The sequence below is a fragment of the Collinsella aerofaciens genome (assembly GCF_018785245.1).
Lineage (GTDB): Bacteria > Actinomycetota > Coriobacteriia > Coriobacteriales > Coriobacteriaceae > Collinsella > Collinsella aerofaciens_AD.
In genome coordinates, this window is the sequence record NZ_WQPL01000019.1 from 118,730 (window position 1) to 134,886 (window position 16,157).

The following is a 16,157-nucleotide window of genomic DNA, read 5'->3' on the forward strand; positions in this document are numbered from 1 at the left end:
AGATGCGAAAACAACTACTTCGAGGATTGGTGGTCAAATGACCCAGGAGACGGTTACGAACGGCACTGAAGCCCTGTTCACTCGCGAAGGCATGCCTCCCGTTAAGGAAATGATCCCGTGTGCCCTTCAGCACGTACTGGCATCGTTTGCCGGCATCATTACCCCGGCGGTCATCATGGCCGGCGTCTACGGCTTTAATAGCCAGCAGAGTACCGACATCATCCAGGTCGCGCTCATTCTTTCGGCGATCGACACGGCCCTTCAGGCCTTCGCTCCCTTCCGTCGCATCGGCGGCGGCCTGCCCATCGTCATGGGCGTTTCGTTCGCGTTCCTGCCGGCCCTGCAGGCCATGGGTGCCTCGGGCTTTAGCTTTGGTGCGCTGCTGGGTGGCGAGATCGTCGGCGGCGCCGTCGCGGTCCTCTTTGGTCTGGCCTACAGCAAGATCAAGTGGCTGTTCCCGCCCGTCGTGACCGGTACGGTCATCTTCTCCATCGGCGTTTCGCTGTATCCCACGGCCGTCAAGTATATGGCCGGCGGTATGGGTACGCCGCTGTGGGGCACCCCGCAGGCCTGGTGCGTCGCTCTTATCACCTTCGCCGTGGTCTTTGCGCTCGCCAACTTTGGCAAGGGCACGCTCAAGCTGGGATCCGTGTTCTTTGGCATGATCGTTGGCATGATCGTCTCCATCCCCTTTGGCATGATCGACTTCTCCAGCGTCGCCACCGCTCAGGTCTTCGCTCTTCCCAAGCTCATGCCCTACGCGCTCGAGTTTGATCCCGAGGTCTGCATTACCCTCGCCGTCGTGTTCCCCATGGTTGCCATCCAGGTTATCGGTGACGTCTCCGCCGCCTGCCTGGGCTCCATCGACCGTATGCCCACCGAGCGCGAGCTCTCCGGCGCTATCGTGTCCCAGGGCCTCACCTCTATGGTCGGCGGTCTGCTGGGCGGTCTTCCCACCAGCGCCCTTGGCCAGAACGTGGGCATCATCTGCTCCAACAAGGTCGTCAACAAGTGGGTCTTTGTGATCATTGCGGCCGTCTTTGCCATCGCCGGTCTGTTCCCGCAGCTCTCTGCCGTCCTTTCCGCTATCCCGCAGCCCGTCATCGGCGGCGCGACCGTCGGCGTCTTTGGCACCATCACCATGAACGGCGTGCGCATGTTCACCCGCGAGGGCCTCACGCAGCGCACTACCACCATCGTCGGCACCTCCGTCGTCTTTGGCCTGGGTATCTGGATGGCCAGCGGTTGCCTTGCCGGCGAGGGTATGCCCGCCTGGGTGTCCACCGTCATCGGCTCCAATGCCGTAACCCCCACCGCCATCATGGCCATTGTCCTTAACCTGATCCTTCCGCAGACGCCGGTCGTGGCTCAGCACATCGATGCTGCCAAGGACGCTGCCGTGGATCTGGTCTTGCCCGAGAGCAAGAAGTAACCAATTCGGTGCTATTCGTCGGCGGACGCATCGCCTCGTCCGCCGACGCCATGCGGCACCAAGCCGCACTTCAAAGGGTTTGTCCCTTTGGTGAAGCGTTGACGGGAGAGGGCCCGTTTCCGGTGTAGGCCGGCGCTTCGCACTCCGCCATGTCAGAGGTGTCAAACCCCGCCTCTGATGTTGAAGGGAGCATCCATGCTTCTGGTCGCTAACGGTTCCGTCTTTACCCGCAACGCTCAGACCCCGTTTATTCCAAACGGTGCGGTCGCCATTGACGGAGATACGATCGTCGAAGTGGGCCCCGAGCGCGAGCTCAAGGCCAAGTACCCGGATGCCGAGTACGTCGATGCCCAGGGCAACCTCATCATGCCCGGACTCATCAACTGCCACACCCACATCTACTCGGGTCTGGCCCGCGGCCTTGCCATTAAGGGCTGCAACCCCACCAACTTCTTGGAGAATCTCGAGCAGCAGTGGTGGAAGATCGACGACAACCTGACGCTCGACGGCACCAAGGCCAGCGCCTATGCTACGATTTTGGACTCCATCCGCGATGGCGTCACCACGATCTTCGATCACCATGCGAGCTTCTGCGAGATTCCGGGAAGCCTCTTTACCATTAAGGATGCAGCTCAGGAGCTGGGCATGCGTTCGTGCCTGTGCTACGAGGTCTCCGATCGCCGCGGCCAGGAAAAGTGCGACCAGGCCATTGCCGAGAACGCCGAATTTGCCCAGTGGGCCGCCAAGGAGCGTCGCGATAACGACAACCACATGATCGCCGCCATGTTTGGCGGACATGCTACCTTTACGCTTTCGGACGAGACCATGGATAAGATGGCCGAGGCCAACAACGGCCTGACCGGCTTCCACATCCATGTGTGCGAGGGCATGAACGACGTGTGGGACTCCCGCCTCAACCGCGGTGGCATCAGCCCCGTCGAGCGCCTGCTGCAGCACAACCTGCTGGGTCCCGACACCATGCTGGGCCACTGCATCCACGTGACGCCTGCCGAGATGGACATCGTCAAGGAGTCCGGCACTTGGCTGGTCAACAACCCCGAATCCAATATGGGCAACGCCGTGGGCTGCGCCCCCGTGCTCGAGTTCTTCCGCCGCGGCATCCCCGTGTGCATGGGCACCGACGCCTACACCCACGATATGCTCGAGAGCCTTAAGGTCTTCCTGATTATTCAGCGCCACAACGCCGCCATGCCCAACGTGGGCTGGTGCGAGGCCATGACGATGCTGTTCGAGAACAACGCCAAGATGGCGAGCAAGTACTTCGATCGCAAGCTCGGTGTGCTAGAGGCCGGCGCTGCCGCCGACGTTATCGTTATGGACTACAAGCCCTTTACGCCGCTGAGCGAGGAGAATATCGACGGCCACATGCTCTTTGGCATGATGGGCAAAAACTGCCGCACCACCATCATCAACGGCCGCGTCCTGTACAAGGATCGCGAGTTCGTTGGCATTGATGAGGACAAGATCAACGCGTGGACCACGGCCGAGTCCAAGAAGCTCTGGAGCACGCTCAACGATCGCACCTACTAATTCACAAGTAGATTCGCGCGCGTCGGATGTTTCGCCACATCCGGCGCGCGCATAGGCGGCCTCCGCGGGGTCGCCGGCGCTGTGCTAGCGCTACACCGTATTTGCGCCCGCCGCGCGGTCTCGCCGGGCGTTACAGAGAGGAGCTCACTATGAGCGACATCATGAGGCCGATCCCGTTTTCGCAGCTGATGAACTGGATCATCGAGGAGCACAAGACTCAGGGCGCCGTCTTTGGCGTGCGCAAGATGGTCACGACCAACCAGGAGGGCGCGCTTCCCATTTTTGACGAGCGCATCGAGACTCCGTTTGGCCCGGCCGCCGGTCCCAACACGCAGCTTGCCCAGAACATCGTGGCCTCTTATGTGGCCGGTTCCCGCTTCTTTGAGCTTAAGACCGTTCAGGTTATGGACGGCGAGGAGCTCTCCAAGTGTGTGAACAAGCCCTGCATCGTGGCGCAGGACGAGTGCTACAACTGCGAGTGGTCGACCGAGCTCGAGGTTCCGCAGGCCTTTGCCGAGTACGTGAAGGCATGGTTTGCCTGCCACCTGATCGCTCGCGAGTACGGCCTGGGCAGTCCGGACGGCTTTGTCTTCAACATGTCCGTGGGTTATGACCTCGAGGGCATCAAGAGCCCCAAGGTCGATGCGTACATTGAGGGCATGAAGGACGCCAGCGGCTCCGAGGTTTGGAACGAGTGCCGCACGTGGGCGCTCGCTAACCTGGACAAGTTTGAGCATGTCGATGCCGCGTTTGTCGAGTCCATCCCGGCGCGCGTCTCCAACTCCATTACCGAGTCTACCCTGCATGGCTGCCCGCCGGCGGAGATCGAGCGCATCGCGACCTATCTGATTACCGAGAAGGGTCTCAACACCTACATCAAGTGCAACCCCACGCTGCTGGGCTATGAGTTTGCTCGCCAGCGCCTCAACGAGCTGGGCTTTGACTACATCGTCTTCGATGACACGCACTTCCGCGAGGACCTGCAGTGGGCCGATGCCGTGCCTATGTTCGAGCGCCTGATTGCCCTGTGCGCCGAGCGCGGCCTGGAGTTTGGCGTCAAGCTGACCAACACGTTCCCCGTCGACGTGACGAGGAACGAGCTACCCTCCACCGAGATGTACATGTCCGGCCGTTCGCTGTTCTCGCTGACCATCGAGGCTGCCCGCCGCATTACCGAGCAGTTTGATGGCAAACTGCGCATCAGCTACTCCGGCGGTGCCACGGTCTACAACATCCGCGCCCTGTACGATGCCGGCATTTGGCCCGTCACCCTGGCGACCGACGTGCTCAAGCCTGGTGGCTACGAGCGCTTTAGCCAGATGGCCGGCGAGTTTACCGACCTGGACGGCAAGCCGTTCGCGGGCGTCTCTCTCGAGGCCGTGACTGCGATCCAGACCGACTCGCTCGCCAATCCGCTCTACAAGAAGCCGCTGCGCCCGCTGCCCGACCGCAAGGTCGCCGGCAAGAGCCCGCTTTCCGATTGCTTTACCACGCCGTGCCGCACGAGCTGCCCCATCCAGCAGGATATTCCCGCCTATCTGGCGGCTGTTGACGAGGGCCGCTACGAGGACGCGCTCAACATCATCATCGAGCGCAACGCTCTGCCGTTCATTACCGGCACCATCTGCCCGCATCCCTGCGGCTGTGCCTGCGAGCGTGCGTTCTACGAGCCCGAGGGCGCCCAGATTCGCGCCAGTAAGCTCAAGGCCGCCCGCGAGGCCATGACCGCCGTGCTGCCCAAGCTGCGTGCCCAGGCCATCGCAAACGACGGCGAGCGCAACGTTGCCGTTATCGGCGGCGGCCCGGCCGGCCTGGCGACGGCGTTCTTCCTGACGCGTGCCGGCGTGCCCGTCACCATCTTTGAGGCCCGCGATTCGCTCGGTGGCGTGGTCCGTCACGTGATTCCCGAGTTCCGCATCGCGAGCGACGATATCTCCCACGATGCCGAGCTCTGCCTAGCCTTTGGCGCCAAGGTGCAGCTCAACGCTCGCGTGGATTCCATCGACGAACTCAAGGCTCAAGGCTTTACCGACGTGGTCGTGGCCACCGGTGCCTGGATGCCCGGCTCTGCGGGCTTGGGCGAGGGCGCCGAGCTCGATGTGCTGGAGTTCCTCGAGGCCGCCAAGAAGGGCGAGAAGCTCGAGCTGGGCGAGGACGTCGTGGTCATTGGCGCCGGCAACACCGCCATGGACGCGGCCCGCGTGGCCAAGCGCCTGGCCGGCGTGAAGAACGTGCGCCTGGTGTATCGCCGCACCAAGAAGCAGATGCCCGCCGACGAGGAAGAGCTCGATCTTGCTCTTGCCGACGGCGTTGAGTTCTGCGAGCTGCTGGCACCTAAGGCGCTCAACGGCGCCGTGCTGACCTGCGACGTTATGGAGCTTGGCGAGCCGGATGCAAGCGGCCGTCGCAGCCCCGCCGCCACGGGCGAGACCATCGAGCTTCCCGCCACCACGGTGATCTGCGCCGTGGGCGAGGGCATCGATGCCAGCCTGTACGATGCCGCGGGCGTCGAGCACGACCGTCGCGGCCGCCTTGCCGCCACCTCCACCGGCGTCGAGGGCGTCTGGGCTGCGGGCGACTGCCGCCGCGGTCCTGCCACCGTGGTCGAGGCCATCGCCGATGCCGCCGAGGTCGCTCGTGCCATCGCCGGCGTGGACTTTAACAAGTACGCCGACTGTAACGAGCAGGCCGGCCGCGAGGACACCTGCTACGAGCGCAAGGGGTCGCTGTGCCGCGACAAGCGCAACTGCACCAAGACCCGCTGCCTGGGCTGCGGCTCGGTGTGCGAGGTCTGCTGCGACGTGTGCCCCAACCGCGCCAACGTTGCCATTAAGGTGCCGGGCCTGGCCAAGCATCAGGTCGTCCATGTCGACGGCATGTGCAACGAGTGCGGCAACTGCGCCGTGTTCTGTCCCTACCAGGAGGGTCGTCCCTACAAGGACAAGCTCACCCTGTTCTGGAGCGAGCAGGACATGGAGAACTCCGAGAACGAGGGCTTCCTGGCGGTGGACGAGGACCACTTTAAGGTCCGCGTGGCCGGCACGGTCCGCACCGTCTCGGTCGATGCCGTCAACACCGGTCTTCCCGAGGCCGTCCGCCTGACCATCAGGGCTGTGCGCGACAACTATTCGTACCTTCTTAAGAAATAGGCGAGTCTCTTATGGCCAAATCCATTCAACATAACGTGGCCTACGTTGCCTGCGGAAGCGGTTGCGCCTCCGCAGGCGGCGACGCCCGCTGCAGCGAAGGCTGCATTGGCTGTGGCGCTTGCGTCGCGGCCTGCCCCCACGGCGCCATTGCGCTGGTCGATGGCATCGCCCGCGTGGATCGCTCCAAGTGCACGGGCTGTGGCCTGTGCGGCATGGCGTGCCCGCAGCGCGTGATTGCCTTCGTTCCCGGCTACCAGAACATTCTGGTGCGCTGCAACAACACCGATAAGGGCGCCATTGCGCGCAAGATCTGCGACACGAGCTGCATCGGTTGCGGTATGTGCGCCAAAAAGTGCCCTGCCGGCGCTATCCGCATCGAGGACAACTGCGCCCATATCGACGGCGTGGACTGCCTGTCGTGCGGCATGTGCGCCGTCGTCTGCCCTCATGGCGCCATCCACGACCGCACCGGCATCGCCGCCGGCGTGTAGAAGGGAATCACCATGGCACAGGAATTCACTTTTACCGTTAACGGTGTCGAGCACACGACGACGGAGAATAAACCACTGCTGCGCTATCTGCGCGACGACCTGCACATTCACTCCGCCAAGGACGGCTGCTCCGAGGGCGCCTGCGGCACCTGCACCATCCATGTGGACGGTGCGGCCGTCAAGGCGTGCGTACTGACCACTGCTCTTGCCGCCGGCCGCAACATCGTGACCGTCGAGGGCCTGCCCGAGGACGTGCGCGAGGCCTTTGTGTACGCCTTTGGCGCCGTGGGCGCCGTGCAGTGCGGTTTTTGCATCCCCGGCATGGTCATGGCGGGTGCAGCGCTGATCGCCGAGGACCCCGAGCCCACCGAGGAGCAGATCAAGTACGCCATCCGTGGCAATGTCTGCCGCTGCACCGGCTACAAAAAGATTATCGAGGGCATTTCGCTGGCAGCTGCGGTGCTCCGTGGCGAAAAGCAGATCGACGAGGATTTGGAGCGCGGCGACGACTACGGCGTGGGCAAGCGCGCCTTCCGCATCGACGTGCGCAAGAAGGTGCTCGGCGAGGGCAAGTATCCCGACGACATCGACGAGCTCGATCAGCCGGGTCTGACCTATGCCAGCGCCGTGCGCTCCAAGTACCCGCGCGCCCGTGTGCTCTCCATCGACACCTCCAAGGCCGAGGCCCTGCCCGGCGTGGTGGGCATCCTGCGCGCCGAGGACGTGCCGGTCAACCAGGTCGGCCACCTTATCCAGGACTGGGACGTCATGATCGCCCAGGGCGATATCACCCGCTGCGTGGGTGACGCCATCGTGCTGGTGGTTGCCGAGGACGAGGCGACGCTCGAGAAGGCCAAGAAGCTCGTAAAGATCGATTACGAGCCTCTGGAGCCCGTGCGCAACATCGCCGAGGCCAAGGCCGCCGACGCGCCGCGCCTGCATGACAGTTTCTTTGCCTTCGGCAACACGGTGGAGCTCAAGGACAACGTGTGCCAGAGCCGTCACGTGACGCGCGGCGACGCCGCCAAGGCGCTGGCAGAGAGCGCGTTTACCGTGACGCAGCGCTTTACCACGCCCTTTACCGAGCATGCCTTCTTGGAGCCCGAGTGCGCCGTTGCCTTCCCGTACAAGAACGGCGTCAAGGTGCAGTCGACCGACCAGGGTGCCTACGACACGCGCAAAGAGTGTGCCCACATGTTTGGCTGGGATAGCGAACCCGAGCGCGTGGTCGTCGAGACCATGCTCGTGGGTGGCGGCTTTGGCGGCAAGGAGGACGTGTCCATCCAGCACCTGGCCGCGCTCGCCGCATATAAGTTCCAGCGTCCTGTGAAGTGCAAACTCACACGTGCCGAGTCGCTTGCGTTCCATCCCAAGCGCCATGCCATGGACGGCACCTTTACGCTGGGCTGCGACGCCGAGGGCAACTTTACCGGCCTGGACTGCGAGATTAACTTTGACACCGGCGCCTACGCGTCGCTGTGCGGCCCGGTGCTCGAGCGCGCTTGCACGCATGCTGTCGGCCCCTACAAGTACCAGAACACCGACATTCGCGGTTATGGCTACTACACCAACAACCCGCCCGCCGGCGCGTACCGTGGCTTTGGCGTCTGCCAGTCCGAGTTTGCGCTCGAGAGCCTAATCGACCTGCTGGCCGAGAAGGTCGGCCTGGATCCGTGGGAGATTCGCTACCGCAACGCCATCGAGCCGGGCGAGGTTTTGCCCAACGGTCAGATTGCCGACTGCTCCACGGCGCTGAAGGAGACACTGCTCGAGGTCAAGGATGCCTACTATGCGCATCCCGGACACGCCGGCATTGCCTGCGCCATGAAGAACGCCGGCGTGGGCGTGGGCCTGCCCGATGCCGGCCGCTGCAAGATTCGCATCGAGAACGGCGCGGCCGTGGTCTATGCCGCCACGTCCGACATTGGCCAGGGCTGTAACACCGTCTTTTTGCAAGACGTTGCCGAGGCATGCGGCCTGCCGCTTCGCTGCATCGCCAACGGCGAGTGCTCCACCGAGAACGCTCCCGACTCCGGCACCACGTCTGGCTCGCGTCAGACGGTCGTGACCGGCGAGGCCGTGCGCGGTGCCGCCTTCCTGCTGCGCGATGCCATGCTTGATATCGAGGCCGGCAAGTCTGCGCCCGCCGCTCCCGTGAGTGCGCATGGCGACGGCGTCAAGATCGAGTATGACGACGGCCGCGCCTATCAGCTGCACACGCAGGAACTCGTCGCCGGCCAGGGTATGCATCCTCAGGATCCCGCGGCCGCCATCAAGGCGCTCGAGGGATGCGAGTTTGGCTACGTGTACCTGGAGCCGACCGACAAGCTGGGCGCCGACGTTCCCAATCCCAAGAGCCACATCTGCTACGGCTTTGCCACGCATGTGGTCATTCTGGACGATGACGGTCGCGTGAGCGAGGTCTATGCCGCGCACGATTCCGGCAAGGTGGTCAACCCCATCTCCATCCAGGGTCAGATCGAAGGCGGTGTGCTTATGGGTATGGGCTATGCGCTTACCGAGGACTGGCCGCTCAAGGACTGCGTACCCCAGGCAAGGTACGGTACGCTCGGGCTGTTCCGTGCGCCCGAGATTCCGGATATCCACGCCATTTACGTGGAGAAGGACGAGCTGTTGCCCGTGGCATATGGCGGCAAGGGCATCGGCGAGATCGCGACGATCCCCACGGCGCCCGCCGTACAGAACGCTTACCGCGCGTTTGACGGCAAGCTGCGTCCCGATCTGCCCATGGTGAATACGCCCTACAGCCGCGTCCGCAACCGCGGGTAGGGTAGGGCGCGGATAGCCATTGCTGACGAGCTGTTCGCGCTCAACATCAACTACATACGCTGCGCCTTTGGTCCCGGCTCCATCGCGAGCCGGGGCCTTTTGTTTGGAACGCCTCCGCATACGGAAGCTGCGTCCCAGATTTCGGCTCCAGAATGGGACGTACTTTCCAGACGGGGCTTCAAACGGAAGCTGTATCCCGGATTCGACGCTCAGAATGGGATTCGTTTTCCGCTGGCCGGCCGTTTGGAAAGTGCATCCCAGTTTGAGCGTTTATTCCGGGATGCGGTTTCCGCTGAAGGACTCAACCGGAAAGCACGACCCGTTCCGAGACCTGATTCCGGGACACGCTTTCCGCTAGGCCCGCCATCCGGAAAGTGCATCCCGTTTTGAGCGTCCAGGCTAGGACGCGCTTTCCGTTGGCGTGGTCGTTGGGAAAACGCGGCCCAAATAGGGGGGGGCGATCCGGCGATGCGTGGCCTAGCAGCTCCTACAGGTCCACCTCGTTGAGCCATGTCGGCAGCGCGGTCTGCCGGATGCCTGCCGTCTGCAGCTTTTTGGCGAGCACTCCTGCCGAGCGGACCTCGTTCATAGTAAAGCGCAGCAGAGGGTGACCGTAGAGCGATAGGTGCGCCTCGCGCTGTCGTTCGGCAACGAGCGCCTCGGCGGTGGTGCGTCCGGCCAGCATGGTCTGGTCGGTATATTTGATGAGCCCGTCGAGCTCGCCCAGCGTGAGTTCCCGCGCCTGGCGCTCCCAGGCAAAGTCCGTTCGTATGGGCTTGGCCGAATCGAAGGGGTCCGTCAGCTCGTATTGAAGCCAGTCGGGCGCAAAGCCCGTCTCGATCATGATGGCTCGGGCGACCGATTCCCCGCCGCTCTCGGCGCGGGCGTCGGCATATCGAAGCGTTGTGAGGGCGGTGCGAATCGCGCGACCATTGCGGGCAGTCGCTCGTTGCTCAACGGCCTCCATCAGCTGTTCCGACGCAAGGCCGAGCTTTGAGATCGCCGAATCGGCAATGGACATGCCGTCGGCAAAACCAGTTTGCAGCAGGCAATCTGTGGCCGTTTGGATGGGCGGCGTTACCGATATGCCGGCTCTGCGTATTGCTCCGGCTGGCTCAATCTGGTGTCGCTGAATATGTGCGCCCGGACGAGCCGACGGCTTTGTCGAGCTGCAAACATGCACGACGTTCAGGTGTCGCCACGAGACCTCGAGCCCCAGCAGGCAAGCTGCCGAAAACGAGCAGAACGTCCAATCGGGATGGATGATCGCAAGGGCGCGGAGGATCTCGCAATGGCGTTGCGCTCGGTTGAGTTCATCCCAGTGCGTTTTTCGCGCAAACAACCCCGGCATGGGCGAGACAACCGTGCCGCCGGTGCGCCGAAGGAGCGCTTTTCGGATCGCCGTGCTCGGGGGAATCAGACAGCGCCCCTCTTGTTCGGCTTGAGTGAGCAGTTGGTCGATGAGCTGGTCGTTGCAATGGGTCATGAGCTACCGCCTCCTTTTGGGTAGCAAAAACGTATCAGCTGGAACTTGCCGCTCAGCTGACCAAAAGCTGACCAAAATCTAACCATGAAGGTAGATGACCTGCTTTTGGCGACATATTTCTTGTTTGAATCGGTGAGCGGTAATCGGCGACCGTGAACGGTAGCTGGATATGAAGTCTTGGTAAGTTTCGGGACGTGTACTTTTTGAAAAAGAGCATTCTATCTGCTGTTTTGTGTTTCTGGATCGCATATTTGAAGGCATGTGATAAGGGCAGCGGACTGTCGCCTTGTATCTGCGGAAACTGTGACCCGGAATGAGCGCTCGGAATGGGATGCATTTTCCGGTAGAAGCTTCAGCGGAAAGTGCATCCCAGAATTCAGGCTCAGAGCGGGAAGCGCTTTCCGGATGACATGTTTGGCGGAAACTACGGCCCAGTTTTTGGCTCCAGAACGGGATACATTTTCCGGAACGGTCCACGTGCGGGGGTGTACCGCCTCTTTTCGTGCGCCGCTTGTCGAATTACGTTATAGCTAGCTATATTATAGGAAGGTATAATATGGCTAGCTATAACGTGAAGGAAGGATGGCCCTATGTTTATCGGAAGAACAGCGGAAATGTCCGAGCTCAATCGACTGTATGGCACGGGCTCCTTTGAGATGCCTGTGATTTACGGCCGCCGTCGCGTGGGTAAAACGCGCCTTATCACAGAGTTCATCCAAGGCAAGAAGGCTATTTACTTTCAAGCTCGTCGTACCAATGCGGAGGCAAACCTGCACGGCTTTAGCCAGGCGATACTTGCAGGCTCGGTTGGTGCTGCAGGCGTGTCGTTTCGTAGTCTTGACGAGGCGTTCGATGCATTGGCTACCATGGCTCGCACGGAGCGTTTGATTGTCGTGATTGACGAGTATCCCTATCTCGCCCAATCGAATCCCGAGATCAGCTCGTTGCTGCAAGACAAGATCGATCACTTGTACAAAGAGACCAAGCTCATGCTTATCCTGTGCGGGTCGTCGCTTTCGTTCATGGAAGAGCGGGTGCTGGGCTACGAGAGCCCACTATACGGTAGGCGTACGGCCCAGTTTAAGATCATGCCGCTCGATTTTACGACGACCCTCGGCCTGTGGCAGGGCATGAGTCGCGAAGACGCTGCGGTTTGCTATGGCATGACGGGCGGCATTCCTGCATATATCGAGAAAGTCGATCCTGTCGCACCGCTCAAGGACAACATCAAACGTCTTTTTCTTACTCCTACGGGCTATCTCTTTGAGGAGCCGAGTAACCTGCTATTGCAAGAGTGCCGCAATCCCGAGCAATATGATGCGATCGTGCAAGCAATTGCTCAGGGGCGCTCGAAGATCTCGGAGATTGCGAGCTCTACGGGAATCCCTGCGAGCAACGTAAAGAGCTATGTGGATAAGCTGGCGTCGCTTGGGATTGTCGAGCGCGAGCTGCCCCTAAACGAGACGAGCAATAAGCGAGCCGTGTATCTGCTGAGCGACCAGATGTTTAGGTTCTGGTACAAGTTTGTGCCGCAGAACATTGGGCTGATTCAAAACGATATGGCCGAGATGGCGTATAAGCGCATTGAGCCGCACGTATCGGATTACATGGGTACGGTCTTTGAGCTTATATGCAGACAATACGTGTACGAACTCGCGCGCGCGGGCCAGCTCGATGTGGTTCCGGCGAGCGTCGGACGCTGGTGGGGGACGGACAATCGCACGCATACGCAGGAAGAAATCGACTTGATTGTTGACGATGGCGAGGGCACTGCGCTGTTTGCGGAGTGCAAATGGCGCAATGAGCCGGTGGGCGAGGATGTTCTGGAAAAACTCGTGTACCGAAGCGAGCTCTTTAGGCGGCAGCATAAAAGCTACGTGATCTTCTCGAAGCGTGGCTTTACGCAAGGATGTCAGGAAGCTGCGGCGAGCAGGGGAGATGCCAAGCTGATTTCGTTTGCCGAGATGTGTGAGCGGGGATAATGAAGCGCGTCCTGATTTGATGCTGGGAATGGGATGTGCTTTCCTTTTGCGACCTTTGGCGGAAAGTGCGTTCCAGATTTCGGCTTCAGAATGGGATGCCGTTTCCGGATCGGCCCTCAGGCGGAAACTACGACCCGGAATTTGGCTCCAAAACGGGATACGCTTTCCCGGTGGCATCTCTAGCGGAAACTGCATCCCGGAATGAGCTCTCGGAATGGGACACGCTTTCCCATCGGGGCTTCAAACGGAAACCGTGTCCCGGAATCGAGCCTCAGGGTGGGACGCATTTTCCGGTAGAGGCCTGGGACGGAAGGCGTGTCCCAGAATCCGGCTAATCCGATGGCCAGGTGGTTGAGCGAGCGGGCTCCGGGGCTCCATTACTGAAAATTCATTTGTTAAACCTGGCAACCGTAGGTAGAATAAAGTCGATGGCAGCCCAAGGGTGATAGCTGGGCAGCGCCGTTACTTAGTTCAAGGGGTCAATGCCTTAACGGCGTCGACCCCTCTTCTTTTGCTTCGTACGCTGCTTAAGTGCCTCGGAAAGTCCGATAAGCGCCGTGAGGAGCGAGACCAAAGCGGTCAGGAGCTTCACGAAATCAATCAGATCGGTCATGGGCATCACCTCCCGTCGCATGGAGGGCGCTGCCCGGCACATGGAACTGCCGTCAACAACTGCCATTCTATCAAAGCGTGGTCATAAATACGAATATATGTTCGATAATAACAGCAACGTGATTCTCTTAAAGTGTGGCTTTACGCAAGGATGCCGGAAAGCCGTGCTGTGCGATTTCATGTCCGCACGGGTTCCTATCCTTACGGCAATGTAGCCGCCTATGTGGCAAGCGGCAGGCAACGGAGAAAGGCCCTAACCGTGTCAGCTGAAAAGACGCCGTGTATCTCGGCTATCGATACGACGAACTTTGCGCGCCAGATCGTGTTGGACTTTGAGTTTGCGCCGGTGCCAAAGCAGCGCCAACGACGTGGACTGAGCAATGAGATTATCGAGGTCGGCGCCGTCAAGCTCGATTACCACGGCAACGTTATGGGCGAGTTCTCGCAGTTTGTGCAGACGGAATTTACCGAAGGCGTTGCGTTTCCCGTCCGCGAGCTCACGGGGATATCGGCTGTGGACATCGCGATGGCCGATCCGCTCTACGTGGTGATCAAAAGGCTCAGCGATTGGATCGGCCGCTACTCCGCCCAGATAGTTTGCTGGAGCGGAGCGGATCATCAACAGCTTATGGCCGAGTGCCAGGCAAAGCATATCGACCTTGCCGCATTTCCTACGGACTGGGCCCGACCTGCAGGCGTTTTACACCTCGATCATGGACGTGGGCAGCCACGGGTGCGTCTCTTTGAGTGACGCGGCAACGTGGTTTGGCATCGAGTTCGACGAGTCGACGGGCTACGCCCATAGTGCCCTGGCCGATGCGCGCGTGACCGCCAAGCTGCTCAAGCAGATGATGGACGGGGACTACCGCGTGAGCCCGCGTGCCCAGGAGATCCGCCAGCGATGGGGGATGGGCGAGCGAGCCCAGACGCGCCTCTCCAGCAGGTGCCCCGAGCTGAGCGATCTGCTGCTGAAGCTGAAGGCGGAGGGGAGGTAAGGAGATGTGCTGAGAACGGTGGGCGAGTGTTGGATATACCTTGGCATCAAGGCCAATTTGATAGATCAACGCATGCAGATAGGCTGCCTACCGATAGTCCCAGGAATGACCTTCGATTCAAGTCGCCAGGTTTCAAGCTGTATATCATTTGGAACATCTGAACGGCTGGCGGGCTTGGAGGGTTCACGGCTGTAGCGTGCCGTGAGTGAGTTCGGCTCTCGCTTTAACTTGGGGCCTCGCTGATTTCTCATGCGTGACGTTTAGAATCTGATGCAAATTAAAGGCCGTATGCTCTTTTGCGGGACATGTTGTTGAACGACCGGCTTCATAAACCTGTAGCAGCTTCTCAGGGCAGATGAAAAGGGGCTAAAAACTGCTTATCTTGTTCGTGATATACGATGCTATTCTGCCAGGACTAACAACTTTCTCAAGGACGTTCCGGATCGCATTCGCGATTTGAGTTATCGACTGGACCTTGCAGACCTCGAGCGGGAGAGCTTGGATGAAACCCTCGGCAAAGTTTTGGGGCGGTAGCCACATTGCGGGCCCTTATTGTCTAACCTAGCTCGTCAAGCAGAGAGGGGTTTGCGTCTATATCCATGCCAAGGGCTTCTGCGACAGATTGCGCAACCGCAAAGGCCATCTTGGGAGGAACGGCGTTTCCAATTTGCCGATAGCGGGAGCATTGCGAACCATACCAAGGCATATCCCTCGGGAAGGTCTGTATGGTGGCGGCTTCCTGGACCGAGATGCGGCGAAGGCGAGGAGGAACGCTATCGGCTACTTTCCCGCCTTTCTGAAGCTCTTCGTGGTATTTTTCGACCCATTGGGTCGCTCCGGTTTCGAGCGTCTCTTGATCGACAATCGGCGTTCTGTTCCCGCCCATTGAGGCGGGAAGCGTCGGCGCGGGCTTGTCCATGTCCATCGGGCGGCCTTGGCCGTTGAACAGCATGCCTGCAAACGGCGACGGGCGGAGCACGGGGCTTTTTGCCGTAGTTACCTTCGCCTTGCAAGTCTGATCATTGCCCGGCTCGCCGAGAGGAGGCAGCCCGCGCAGGGCGTCGGCCACACCCACCCATTCCTTGACTGTCGGCTGTGGGTAGTTGTACTCGATGCAGGGGTCCTTGATCCCGACAAGGAACATGCGCTCTCTGGTCTGCGGGACGCCGTAATTGGCACTGTTCAGTACCTCAAGGTTGGTTTTGTAGCCAATCTCTTCCGCCTTCTTGCGGATGTCGGCAATAGTTCCAGCCCAGCGTTTGTTCTTGGCGAGTGCCTTGACGTTCTCCATCACGAACGCTTGGGGCTGGACCCTCTCGACCATGCCGAGGAAGTCGAAGACGTGACGCGAGCGGGGGTCGTTCGGGTCCATCTTCCCCGCGACCGAGAAGCCCTGACAGGGCGGTCCTCCAATGACTAGCTCCGCCGAACCCCTTCCGGGCAGTTCCTCAACCTCCCTAATATCTCCCGTGACTATCCTGTGGCTCAGTGTTTTGCCGGTCTTCTTCGAGATCGCGTCCATCGCGGCAGCGTAGGTTTTCATGGCGTCCGGGTTGATATCGTTCGCAAATACGGGGGTGAACCCGGCGGCGATGAAGCCGAGGTCGAGACCGCCCGCTCCCGAATAAAGGCTGACGAAACGCTTCATTAAAGCAATCCTCCTGAATAG

Annotated in this window: 11 protein-coding genes; 8 read left to right on the forward strand and 3 right to left on the reverse strand. The window is 60.7% G+C overall.

Translation table 11 applies throughout. From position 1 onward, the window contains the following. The first annotated feature begins 37 nt into the window (after positions 1–37). The 5 genes from GPK39_RS04605 (at position 38) to xdh (ending at position 9,413) form a co-directional block, all read left to right on the forward strand. Positions 38–1,432: a uracil-xanthine permease family protein gene (locus tag GPK39_RS04605; RefSeq protein WP_055285183.1), complete on the forward strand. Its 1,395-nt coding sequence runs from the start codon at positions 38–40 to the stop codon at positions 1,430–1,432. A gap of 195 nt (positions 1,433–1,627) precedes the next feature. After that, positions 1,628–2,983, forward strand: coding sequence for a putative aminohydrolase SsnA (gene ssnA, locus GPK39_RS04610; RefSeq protein ID WP_196025284.1), 1,356 nt, complete (start codon positions 1,628–1,630; stop codon positions 2,981–2,983). Between the two features lie 149 nt (positions 2,984–3,132). Beyond that, a complete protein-coding gene (ygfK, locus tag GPK39_RS04615) occupies positions 3,133–6,132 on the forward strand; it encodes a putative selenate reductase subunit YgfK (RefSeq protein ID WP_215674051.1) in 3,000 nt (999 codons plus the stop codon). An 11-nt stretch (positions 6,133–6,143) separates the two neighbouring features. After that, entirely contained in the window at positions 6,144–6,623 is a 480-nt protein-coding gene (locus GPK39_RS04620; protein WP_195364342.1) for a 4Fe-4S binding protein, read from the forward strand. A gap of 12 nt (positions 6,624–6,635) precedes the next feature. Beyond that, positions 6,636–9,413 (forward strand): selenium-dependent xanthine dehydrogenase, encoded by a 2,778-nt coding sequence (gene xdh, locus GPK39_RS04625; protein WP_215674052.1) that lies wholly within the window; start codon positions 6,636–6,638, stop codon positions 9,411–9,413. 487 nt (positions 9,414–9,900) lie between these two features. On the opposite strand, the gene GPK39_RS04630 is transcribed toward xdh, so the two are convergent. Then, entirely contained in the window at positions 9,901–10,899 is a 999-nt protein-coding gene (locus GPK39_RS04630; protein WP_215674054.1) for a hypothetical protein, read from the reverse strand. A gap of 590 nt (positions 10,900–11,489) precedes the next feature. Here GPK39_RS04630 and GPK39_RS04635 point away from each other — a divergent pair. Continuing rightward, positions 11,490–12,881 carry an ATP-binding protein gene (locus GPK39_RS04635; RefSeq protein ID WP_215674056.1) on the forward strand — a complete coding sequence of 464 codons (1,392 nt, stop codon included), beginning with the start codon at positions 11,490–11,492 and terminating at the stop codon, positions 12,879–12,881. A 487-nt stretch (positions 12,882–13,368) separates the two neighbouring features. Here GPK39_RS04635 and GPK39_RS09645 read toward each other — a convergent pair whose 3' ends face one another. Further along, entirely contained in the window at positions 13,369–13,494 is a 126-nt protein-coding gene (locus tag GPK39_RS09645; protein ID WP_255412934.1) for a hypothetical protein, read from the reverse strand. Between the two features lie 258 nt (positions 13,495–13,752). Between GPK39_RS09645 and GPK39_RS04640 the strand changes: the two genes are divergently transcribed. Together GPK39_RS04640 and GPK39_RS04645 are read left to right on the forward strand one after the other, a co-directional pair. Next, positions 13,753–14,244: an exonuclease domain-containing protein gene (locus tag GPK39_RS04640; protein WP_195920168.1), complete on the forward strand. Its 492-nt coding sequence runs from the start codon at positions 13,753–13,755 to the stop codon at positions 14,242–14,244. Beyond that, the gene (locus GPK39_RS04645; RefSeq protein WP_195920169.1) at positions 14,237–14,488 is read left to right on the forward strand and encodes a hypothetical protein; all 252 of its coding nucleotides are present in this window, start codon (positions 14,237–14,239) and stop codon (positions 14,486–14,488) included. The genes GPK39_RS04640 and GPK39_RS04645 overlap by 8 nt, the downstream gene beginning before the upstream one ends. Positions 14,489–15,044: 556 nt before the next feature. Here the strand turns inward: GPK39_RS04645 and GPK39_RS04650 are convergent. Then, positions 15,045–16,136, reverse strand: a complete 1,092-nt coding sequence (locus GPK39_RS04650; RefSeq protein WP_195520883.1) for a DNA cytosine methyltransferase — start codon at positions 16,134–16,136, stop codon at positions 15,045–15,047. Positions 16,137–16,157 lie beyond the last annotated feature (21 nt).

What these genes read in the sequence shown, in the direction of transcription:
- ssnA (WP_196025284.1), top strand. Translation starts at nt 1,628, where the DNA reads ATGCTTCTGGTCGCTAACGGTTCCGTCTTTACCCGCAACGCTCAGACC.
- GPK39_RS04630 (WP_215674054.1), bottom strand. Translation starts at nt 10,899, where the DNA reads ATGACCCATTGCAACGACCAGCTCATCGACCAACTGCTCACTCAAGCC.
- GPK39_RS09645 (WP_255412934.1), bottom strand. Translation starts at nt 13,494, where the DNA reads ATGACCGATCTGATTGATTTCGTGAAGCTCCTGACCGCTTTGGTCTCG.
- GPK39_RS04650 (WP_195520883.1), bottom strand. Translation starts at nt 16,136, where the DNA reads ATGAAGCGTTTCGTCAGCCTTTATTCGGGAGCGGGCGGTCTCGACCTC.
- GPK39_RS04605 (WP_055285183.1), top strand. Translation starts at nt 38, where the DNA reads ATGACCCAGGAGACGGTTACGAACGGCACTGAAGCCCTGTTCACTCGC.
- GPK39_RS04635 (WP_215674056.1), top strand. Translation starts at nt 11,490, where the DNA reads ATGTTTATCGGAAGAACAGCGGAAATGTCCGAGCTCAATCGACTGTAT.
- GPK39_RS04620 (WP_195364342.1), top strand. Translation starts at nt 6,144, where the DNA reads ATGGCCAAATCCATTCAACATAACGTGGCCTACGTTGCCTGCGGAAGC.
- xdh (WP_215674052.1), top strand. Translation starts at nt 6,636, where the DNA reads ATGGCACAGGAATTCACTTTTACCGTTAACGGTGTCGAGCACACGACG.
- ygfK (WP_215674051.1), top strand. Translation starts at nt 3,133, where the DNA reads ATGAGCGACATCATGAGGCCGATCCCGTTTTCGCAGCTGATGAACTGG.